At 50.8% G+C, this 10,113-nt stretch carries 9 protein-coding genes; 5 read left to right on the top strand and 4 right to left on the bottom strand.

Annotated elements, in window-relative coordinates; all coding sequences use genetic code 11:
- Positions 1 to 376: 376 nt before the first annotated feature.
- From AC2FNE_RS23530 to AC2FNE_RS23545, 4 genes are all read right to left on the bottom strand, one after another.
- A complete protein-coding gene (locus tag AC2FNE_RS23530) occupies positions 377 to 1,690 on the bottom strand; it encodes a tetratricopeptide repeat protein (protein ID WP_496806441.1) in 1,314 nt (437 codons plus the stop codon).
- A 73-nt stretch (positions 1,691 to 1,763) separates the two neighbouring features.
- Positions 1,764 to 2,648 (bottom strand): transferrin-binding protein-like solute binding protein, encoded by an 885-nt coding sequence (locus AC2FNE_RS23535; protein ID WP_170607617.1) that lies wholly within the window; start codon positions 2,646 to 2,648, stop codon positions 1,764 to 1,766.
- A 311-nt stretch (positions 2,649 to 2,959) separates the two neighbouring features.
- Positions 2,960 to 3,886, bottom strand: coding sequence for a class I SAM-dependent methyltransferase (locus tag AC2FNE_RS23540; RefSeq protein ID WP_496806442.1), 927 nt, complete (start codon positions 3,884 to 3,886; stop codon positions 2,960 to 2,962).
- A gap of 586 nt (positions 3,887 to 4,472) precedes the next feature.
- Complete coding sequence (locus AC2FNE_RS23545; RefSeq protein ID WP_496806443.1) at positions 4,473 to 4,787, bottom strand: hypothetical protein; 315 nt, start codon at positions 4,785 to 4,787, stop codon at positions 4,473 to 4,475.
- Between the two features lie 284 nt (positions 4,788 to 5,071).
- On the opposite strand from AC2FNE_RS23545, the gene AC2FNE_RS23550 reads away from it, so the two are divergent.
- The 5 genes from AC2FNE_RS23550 to AC2FNE_RS23570 form a co-directional block, all read left to right on the top strand.
- Positions 5,072 to 5,776, top strand: coding sequence for an ArsR/SmtB family transcription factor (locus tag AC2FNE_RS23550; RefSeq protein ID WP_496806444.1), 705 nt, complete (start codon positions 5,072 to 5,074; stop codon positions 5,774 to 5,776).
- Between the two features lie 82 nt (positions 5,777 to 5,858).
- Positions 5,859 to 6,302, top strand: a complete 444-nt coding sequence (locus tag AC2FNE_RS23555; RefSeq protein ID WP_496806445.1) for a YqfO family protein — start codon at positions 5,859 to 5,861, stop codon at positions 6,300 to 6,302.
- A gap of 221 nt (positions 6,303 to 6,523) precedes the next feature.
- The gene (locus AC2FNE_RS23560; RefSeq protein ID WP_496806446.1) at positions 6,524 to 7,387 is read left to right on the top strand and encodes an alpha/beta fold hydrolase; all 864 of its coding nucleotides are present in this window, start codon (positions 6,524 to 6,526) and stop codon (positions 7,385 to 7,387) included.
- 80 nt (positions 7,388 to 7,467) lie between these two features.
- Positions 7,468 to 7,881, top strand: coding sequence for a DUF1810 domain-containing protein (locus AC2FNE_RS23565; RefSeq protein WP_170607621.1), 414 nt, complete (start codon positions 7,468 to 7,470; stop codon positions 7,879 to 7,881).
- Between the two features lie 489 nt (positions 7,882 to 8,370).
- The coding region (locus AC2FNE_RS23570; RefSeq protein ID WP_496806447.1) for an adenylate/guanylate cyclase domain-containing protein at positions 8,371 to 10,113 on the top strand (1,743 nt) is incomplete at its 3' end.

Below are 10,113 nucleotides of genomic sequence, written 5' to 3' on the forward strand. Positions count from 1 at the left end.
ATAGCTTCACGCGGCGCTTGGAGCAGCCGCAAAACTCGGTTATCTCCAATGTCCGCTTCGGGTTCGGAACGGACGTTCACTGCGCCAAGCATGAATGTCTTCTTTGCGGACAAAGCTGCCGATTGTTGCTGACGTTCAAAAATAGCGTTTTGGTAACACAAGATAATCATTGGCAATCAGTCCAAACTTAATTTCGAGAAGGATGTTCGCTGCACCAACCGTGAACGAAACATCGTCTAAAGGATTGCCTGCGACTAGAAGGATGTTTGCGTAAGCACCTTCCTAGATCTCAACCAGCGGTCCTTCCGGATTCTATTCCCTGACATCACGTTTGGAGGCGCCCTTCTTTAAATCCAAGTCAACATTATTGTAAGTATCAGAATGTGTTAGTTAAGCCAATTTCAACTATGGTTTCATCATAGCTAAATGCTGCGATTCCGCTGTTTACTCTTTTGTAGTTGGCTTCGAAAAATGGTATCACCCCGTTCCCGATAATTATGTCGCGCTTCTCGATCCTAATGCGCGCACCATACTGATTTTCGTCTGGATCACCCACAAAGAGCGGATTGCTTTCCGAAAACGACTTTTTTGCAATGTAGACTTGCGGCTCTATGACTAGTCCGGCGCCCAAGTCAAATGACCCAAATGCTTCCAGACCTACAAGCCGGTAGGTGTCTATATCGCGATCTGTGGATTTACTTTCAGCAAAAACAGCCGTTCCGATCGTGCTTTTGCCCCCAAAAGAGCGACGCGCTCCAAATCTTGCGTTTAAGGAGCTACCGCTAAATGTATCATCAATCTTGTTTTCCAGCTTGAAACCAGAAATTGATCCAAAAAGTGAAAATGCATTTAAGTTCCTTGTCTCAAAACCTGCTTCCAAACCCAACCTATCTTCAAAGTGCTCATCCGCAATGTAACGAGTTGAAATTACAGGGCTTACGACGAGCGTTGTTTGCGGGAAAACAAAACGTGCTCCGCCGCGCAGACCGATAGTTATATCACGGAAGGCCTTTTCATCAGACAGGTCTCCAAATGAGAACACCTCGCCGAAGCCTATAACGGCGCGACGATCAGCGGTCGAATAGCCGTTTAAACCTTTGCGCCACAATGCTGAAATGGAATACCCAACTCCATAGGTAGAATCGCTGGGTCGGTTCAGAGTAGCCGGAACCGTAAAACCGAAAAAATCCAGATCGATTTCGTCGGTGTCGTAATTTCGCGTTGATCCGAGTCTTTTGAGGCCAAACTGAAAATTCAGTTCAAATCCACGCCGTGCGTCTATTTCGGCGATGAAAACCAATACCCTTTGACGAACAGGTTCTGGAATGTCGCCTGAAAGAACCTTAAAGAACTCAGATCGTGATCGACGCCATTGTTCGCTGAGGAAATAAGCCAGCGCCAATTCCAGACGTACGCGTGTCAGGTTTGGGTCTTCGGCCAGGATGCCTTGGTAAATGGCGATAGCTGTATTGTAGTCACCACTTCGAGTGGCAGAGAGCCCTGCTTGAAACTGGGCTTCAATTGCTGCCTGCTCAGTCGCCGATGCATCTACTTCGCAAGCGACAGCAACAAAAAATGCAATAGTACACGCAGCAAACCAGAAAAACTTCATTGCGGTTTCAAGACGGTATCGAATTAATTGACGAACTGATTGGCTCCCTTCGCGTATTAGCTCGATCAGTTGAGCCATTTTCGATTTTTCAATGCAATTAAGTTAGCCGCATCTATTTTTTACCTATCTGCCTGCTCGGCTGGCACTATACTCAGTTTCCTCCGAACGCTCCCATATGCCAAACGTCACCAGGGCCAGTGGTTGCGAAAGTACCTCCGACTTCGTTAGCTGAAGGTCCATAAAACTGTCCCTGTGCCGTACCGGCGGTACCTGCTCCCGACACCAAGGCAGTAAACTCTGACCCATTAACCGAACCTGAGCCACTAAAGTCCAATTCTGGTGCATTAGTTGTAGTTGCAGTGTTCAAGTTCACCGCTGACGTATCCGAACTACCGATTGTTGCTGTATTAAAATCAGTTGTTACGGTAACGGACGACACCGTTTGGTAAGGCTGACCATCTGAAAGACGGGCTACACCCAATCCTACACCTCTATACGTAGCTGTAGCTCCAACCGGAATGTTCGAAGCTTCTGTTTTCAAACCGTAACTTCCGGCACCCGCAGTCCCTGAGCCGGTGCCAGCTCCGGTAACCCAAGCGCCGTATGTCTGGTATTCGTAACCGGCTCTTTCTGGGTCTACATAAGTTGCTAAGTCTTGACCGTCGGCTGTTACAAAAGAGGTCACTAAAGGAGTATCTACCCTTGTGTCGCCGTTCCTAGTGTCAAATGAAACGGACGATCCTGATGCAGCCGAAGACAATGCTACCACAACACCGTTCCTCGTCGTTACGAGTGTGGTACTTGGCGACGGACCTGTTTGATCCTCAATTGTCACTCCACCCGTCGAAGGATCGGCGACATACCTTGCTGTTACCGCTTCCCCGTCTATCTCGACGGTTCCGTTTTCAGGTACGTTAGAGAATCCCGAAAACGGTATTACCGCTGGTTCCGAAGAACTATCGCTGTCCCCACATGCAGCTAATGTAGTGCATACAAGTCCTGTAGCCATAGCGCGAAGTTTTAACGGTCTGGGCATCCATTCCTCCCCAAAAGCTTCGATTTGCGCTTAACTCTGCAACCAATTCTTAAGACATCACTGATTTAAATCAACTGACTAGAATTGTCTCTTTTTGCGCATTAGACCCAAGTGTGCCCTCAATTACTCGTGTGATCAGCGTTTTCAGTCCTTTCGCCGCAAACGGCATGAGCGTCCGCTATGCGGACATAGCTGCCGTTTTCGCGTCGTTTTGAATGTCCGCTTTGTCTATGGAATTCGCGATACGTGAGGGAATGAAAATGGTTTCTTACACTTCACGATACAACCTTCAAACTGTGCTGTTTCAAAACTCAATGTGGCTTTAACTGACAAAGAGAAAACGACGAGGCGTCGAGCTGTTCGATTGGAAAGTCCATTACATCAATACTGAGCCCGAGCGCCGCAATGTAGTCTACAATGCGCGCGCTGCCATAAAGGTGATCGAGCACAAAGAATCCTTGCTCAGTGGCAAAGTCGGATACCTCGTCGGGAGCCACATTGAACAGGAACGGTTCTCCCGCCCCCGCAACGACATTTCCGATGTCGTCGCTTTCGCCCATTGACTGGGAAACACTCTCCGTAGACGCAAAACTTGTCAGAAAACGGGTTGCTGGCGACCGGTTGGACCTTACCATCTGATAGACTTCAGCGACCTCAGCAGGCGGTACATACTCCAGCGAGACTTCGGCGATAAATACAGTACCAATGTTGTGGTTGTAATCGAGTTCTAAGAGTTTATTGAGGGTCGTCTCCCTGGCAAAATCCACTGCGGTATAGCGGATATTGGGCGGAACACCGAAATTGCGGGAAATCAGGAAGCGTTTGGCGGCTATCGTTTCAGGTCGATCAACTTCAAAAACTGGGACTTGGCTATGACTGCCTGACAAACGCAGCCCAATTGTGTCAAGTCCAGAACCAAGGACTACGATTTGTTGAGCACCGTTTTCCAAAGCTTGTTCGGCCCGGCTCTGCATGAAAGTCTTGCGCCACAAAACGGAAGCGACAAGTCGCCGAGCTATTCCATTTTCGTCTGCGAAAGTGAGCTCGGATTGCCAGTCGGTCAACCGGTCAAGAATGTGCTGACCATCGACCGCCCCCTCAGCGAAAAGCCGCTCCGCAAAAGGATCGAAAAAGACATCTCGATAGGTCGGGTTTCTATTGACCATCGCGCAAAAGGCACAGACCCCAAGGGCCGTTCGGCTTAAGCCGGGCTGGGCTGTTTCTGGGACATAGAACACGACGGGTTCCCCACGACCTTGTTGGCATATAGTTTTAGAGATCATCTATTTTGGTTCGAGTCAAAGATGGCTGATCCACTCTCGGGATGCTTCCAATGCTCCCTTAGAGGCTCGCAGGACCCGGGTTGTGGCCAATCACTCCTCGCTATCACCTGTAAGTCACGATGAGGTCGCCACACAATGCGCGAAGTCAGCTTTGGGCTCTTAGAGGACGCCGGTATTAGTTCTAGTACGCAGGTCCCAAGTTCCATCTCTATTTCGCGGCTAGCAGAAGCAAAACGAGAGCGAGTACACCCCAGCCTGCGATCGCGGGTTAGGACCAACCAATATTGCTCCTTCTTGGGCAAATCCCAGCCCTCAGCGCCCCGAGCCGCCCTAACGGTGCAAAGACACGCGACGGGCCAGTAAACGGTAATTCCCAAGGCTGCACCGAGCACCGCCGCGGCCCACGAAGCGGCCATCGCGTGCGCCACGAGCCCGAGGCCAAGTAAAGGTACATAGAAAACCAAATCGGCGCCAGCATATGCGGACAATAGGGTTGTTCAAAGAGATCGCAGAGCTGCAAGATCGTTGGGAAATCGAAGGACTAAGTCCAGGCGACAGCTGTTCCAAGAAGAACCAGAGCCATCCCAGCAGCCTCTTTGACTGAGTACACCTCTTGGAAGAAAAAATGTGAAACTACACCCAAAATTATGACTTCAGCTCCCAATATAGCTACGTAAATCAGCCCCAATTTTTCATGCCCCAGAGCTGCAACTTCGAATGCGCCAGCTGTCAGCAAAGCAACAGCGATTATAGTTGCCACGCCCAGGTTAGGTAGTGTCCACCATGACTTCATGGCAACTATAGCAATACAGTAAAAAAGAGCAGATAGTAGTGCGAGTGCAGCAACCACGTTCATGATTTAATCTCCCTCGATAGAAATAAAATATCAGAAAGAAACTCATTGAGATGTGACCTAATTCACAAAGCAATTTTGAATTTTTCAGGGGTCAAAACCACAGGTATTGTCAGCGGCCCAATTGGACGCTCCGGGCTCGGTTCGGTCATTCGCTTCACTCGGCGTGAGCATCCGCTTTGCAGACTTTGCTGCCATTGGGTCGACGTCTGCTTTTGCATCTCACTTCGCCCGTCATCGAACCTTTCATACTAGCTCGGTTTGCATTCTGCCTCTAGTCTGGCGACATGGCAATCGAACCGAGACTGGATATCTTTGGGGCGGCGCTGGCCGATCCCAGCCGTTCCCGCATATTGTGTGAGTTGATGGATGGGCGCGCGTTTACAAAAAAGGAACTGGCATGCGCGGCGGATGTCAGCCCGCAGACAGCGAGCGCGCATCTTAAAAAGCTCGAAAACGCCGGTCTGACGTCTTCGTTGCGCAGCGGTCGGCATATCTATCACCGGATTGCGACTGCCGAAGTTGCCCAGGTGCTCGAAGTACTTGCCAGCCTGTCGCCAACAGATCATCTGTCTCGATCCGGACAGGCCGCCACGGATACCCTGCGTGCGCGTAGCTGCTACAATCATATCGCTGGCAGGCTCGGTGTTTTGATGAAAGAGCGCCTTATCGCACTCGATGTGCTGATCCTCCGCGACGACGCTATGATTACAGGTTCGCGCTATCGTGCGTTTCTTAAAGATCTCGGAATCGAGCCGCCGTCAGTCTCGTCGGGCAAACCTCCGGCAAAGCTCTGCCTCGACTGGACGGAGCGGAAGCATCACATTTCCGGGCAACTTGCGACGGCGCTGATGGAAAAGTTCTTCGAAGAGCAATGGCTTCAGCGTCGGACTGGCAGTCGTGCCCTAACCATCACCGATAACGGGTTCGATGCGTTGGAACGCTGGTTTGGTCTGGGTAAACAAGCAATAGATGGCGACGCTGGGGTCTGACAATTCGGTCGTTAGCGAACCGTCCTTTCCCGCAACTGCGCCGATAGGGGCTATACCAACAAAAACGCTGTTGGAGATACCCATGACACTGCCCAAGCTCAACAATGACAGGTTCGTGCCAGAAAACGGTTTGCGGATTGTCGTTCAGGTGCCCGACACCCACGCGCAGAAAATTGTGGATGCTGTTCTGGTCGAGGATACTCTGAAATACGGCGACTACGATTGCGTCACATTTCGGACCGCGCCGGGCCTCCAGCAATTTAGATCGCTTGGAAGCGAGCGCAATGTGGCAACCGAAGATGTGGTCGAGGTGCCCTGTGTGGAGCTGTCGTTCTTTCTAGGTGATAGCGAAGCGAAGGCCGTGCAGGCTCTCAAACGCATCTATTCATCGCACCCCTACGAAGAGCCGGTGGTTTTTGTGGAACCCTGTGTTCGCACCCTCCATATTCGGGGAATGGACGAGGACAACCCCAACTGGTTCTGGAACAATGAAACCGAAGACTGGGTGCCGAAGGAACACCGTTAGAAGGCGCCAGAACACAGCCGAGGACGTCACCCGAGACCTGACAATCGCCGCACCCTGGCGAATCAACAGGTTGGGCTCGAAGCGGTTGTTCGCTGCGTCTCGCGCCAATGAACGCTATGCGAAAAAAGCAGAACGTCGATGCAGAGATAGAAGCAACGGCTTTGCCTTCTACAGGAGCACATCGTAAGAAACCGGAAGTGGGAAGCAGCCGGAGCAAAGTTATGTTTGAGGGTTTCACCGAAATCGACGTGGAACTAGAAAACGCCAAAATTCACGCTAGGGTTGGTGGAGAAGGAGAGCCGTTGCTTCTGATGCACGGTTACCCACAATCTCACGTTATGTGGCATACGATTGTCGAGGAACTTGCAGCTTCCTACAACGTTATCGTGCCAGACTTGCGGGGTTACGGAGACTCTGTTGCGAAGAATGCAGACTTTTCATTTCGCGCCATGGCTCAGGATCAGGTTTCGTTAATGAAGCACTTGGGACATACCATCTTTCATGTGGTTTCTCATGATCGTGGCGCACGCACCGCTCACAGGATGACGTTGGACCACCCTGGCGTGACGCGTTCCGTTGCGCTTCTCGATATACTTCCAACGCTTGATGTTTGGCGCACAATGGATGATTGGCTCGCCAAACGCTACTATCATTGGACCTTCTTGGCTCAACCAGGCGACATGCCTCGCCGCTTGATTAACAACGATCCTCTTTTGTTTTTGCATTCCGCCTTACTTGGCTTGTCAGGGTCGATCGATATTTTCGACAAAGACGCGCTGGCTGAATATGAACGCGCCGCGCAGAATCCAGATGTTGTGGCAGCGTGGTGCGGAGATTATTCGGCAGGGGCAGCGATTGACGTGGAGCACGACCGGGCGAGTCAGGGCGAAAAGAGCCTCATTCCGTGCCTTGTACTTTGGGGCAGTAAAGGCGTGGTGGATCATCACATCGACCCAGTCGAGGCTTGGCAGGCGTGGTTTCCGAACGCGCTAGGCCACCCTGTTGAAGCCGGCCATTTTCTTGTGGAGGAAAACCCGAAAGCTGTCCTTGATGCGCTATGCGTTCACTTGGATGGTGTCGATTAGAAAGTTCCATTACTCGCCTCCTAGAGATGATAAAACAAGCCTCAAGAGTTTTCATTCATTCAGCTTCGGGGGAACACTTAATGTATGATCTTCTGCGGTTCGCAAAGGCACAGGAACACGGTTACGAGCGCGCGCTGGCTGAGATCGAACGAGGTATGAAAACAAGCCATTGGGTTTGGTACATTTTTCCACAAGTTAAAGGACTAGGGTTTTCTGAGAAATCACGGTGGTTCGGGATCGAGGACTTGGGTGAAGCTCGAGCTTATCTCAATGACCCCACGCTCGGTCCTCGATACGTGAAGTGTGTGAACGCTCTGCTTTCAAACTCTGAAATTCCGATCAAGGAAATTATGGGGCCTCTGGATGCCAAAAAACTTCAGTCTTCTTTGACACTGATGCTGGCGGCAAGTGGGGGGGAAATTGTCCAAAAAGCTATCGACGAGTTCTATGACGGAAAAATCTGCGAAAAGACGATGCAGATACTCTCGCGTTAATTCATTTGGATAGCCTTAGTTCCGTTGGCAAAAGTCCACAGGGCTGTCGTTCGTTGCAACTTGCTCCAATGCATGCGACGTGAACCAAGCCGACGTTCAGGACAAAAATTTTGAAGTTCCTACTGTGAATGGCTGCTCCTCGCAAAAGCGGACGGTGGCGGAAATTTGAGCGATGGCCTTGTTGCGGACAATGCCGACATTCTTCGACACAACCTTCGAAACACCGAAAATGCACGACTAGTTCCATGGACGCCAGAACATATCAAGTGGCGCCGTCCGCTCGAAAATTCGTTGTAACTTCTAGTTTGACATCGGGTTAAAGCGCGGCGCTGGATGAAACTTCTCTCTCACAGCATCGTTGCTCCAAAACCCAGTGGTCGCCAATAGAGTTTAGCTTAGACGCCGCAATCTTGTTGACCGGGAGATACAATCAAAAACTGGATTTCAGTTGTTTCTGAGTCTAGTTTCAGCGTTTAGGGAGGTGCGTGCATGAAACGAAGACTTGCTGCAATACTTGCAGCAGATGTCGTGGGTTATTCGCGCCTTGTCCGCTCCAATGAAGAGCGTACGTTAGAGCAATTGCGAGAACTACGGGAAAACCTCATCGAGCCCGCCTTTGCAAAACACGAAGGCCGTGTAGTCAAATGGATGGGCGACGGAGTGCTGACGGAGTTTGCAAGCGCTGTCGACGCGGTTTCATGCGCTTATGATATTCAAAAGTCTATCCATTCACGCAACGGAGACTTCCCAATTGATGAGGGGATTACTTTTCGCGTCGGCATCAACATCGGCGACGTCGTGGTGGAAGGTGATGACATTCAAGGCGATGGGGTCAACGTGGCCTCAAGGTTGGAGACGCTGTCCGATCCTGGTGGGATTTGCATTTCGGCCTTAGTCTATGAACAGATCAAGCACCGCCTGGATGTGCCTTTTCAAGACGCGGGTGACCAGCAGGTTAAAAACATTGTAGAGCCAATCCGCGTCTGGAAATGGGTGGGCGCGGCAAACGAACAAGCAACTACTAAAGAGCCCAATTCAGAGTCAGCCCTGATTTCAACTCCCAAGCTGCCAGACACTCCGTCTATCGCGGTTTTGCCGTTTGACAATATGTCAGGCGATACCGAGCAGGAGTACTTCGCAGACGGCATGACAGAGGACCTGATCACCGACCTTTCAAAATTGTCTGGCTTGTTAGTCATCGGTCGCAACTCTTCTTTTGTTTACAAAGGCAAGGCCGTAGATCTGCGACGCGTCGGTAAGGAGTTGGGTGTGCACTATGTCCTTGAGGGCAGTATCCGCAAGGCCGGCAATCGGGTTCGCATGAACGCGCAGCTAATTGAAACAGCGAATGGAACCCACGTATGGGCCAATCGCAGGGACGGAACGCTAGAAGATGTTTTTGACCTGCAGGACGAGATTACAAGAGAAATTGTCGATGCGCTGTCTATTGAGTTACGGGAAGGTGAGGAAAAGCGTCTTGGCAGTCAATACACAGAGAATATCGAAGCGCGTGACTGGTTTATTAAAGGGCGGCTGCGCTATCGTGAACCGGGTCCTCAGGCCAACGCCGAAGCGCAGTTACTGTTAACCAAGGCTTTAGAAGCTGACCCAAACTTCGCGTATGCAATGGCTGTTAGAAGCTACCTGAAATTCCATGCTTGGTTCTTCAAGTGGAACAGCCACCACAACGCGTTCGACGAAGCATTGGCTGAGGCCGAACATGCAGCCAAGATCGATCCTAACCTAGCCGCGGCTCACGCGTTTCTGGGTTGGATGCATATGTGGGGCGAGGGATTCGAAAGAGCTCTTTCTGAGCATGAGACAGCTCTATCATTGGACCCCAATTCCTCAGATGGACACTTGTGGCAGGCTTCTTCACTTATCTACGCGGGAACGCCGGAGTTGGCAATTGCTCCCATGGATCGAGCAATGCGGCTAGAACCGCATACTCCACCCATTTACCTTCTGAATTATGGTCACCTGATGTTGCAGCTTGACCGCTATGAAGAAGCGATCGAATATTTGCAGGCAGCAATACGAAACGCTCCTCAGTTCCCTATGAACTACATATTTTTGTCGGCGGTAAAAACTGCGCAGGGCAAATTGCAGGAGGCCGAGGAAGCCGGCATGAGACTTCTCGGATTGATCCCTGTAGCTACGGTATCCACACTGAGTTCCCAATTGCCCTACGCAAAGGAAGAGCACAGACAAAAAATTGTTGCGGGCCTGAAA

It is taken from the genome of Ruegeria sp. YKSD179, from assembly GCF_059612885.1.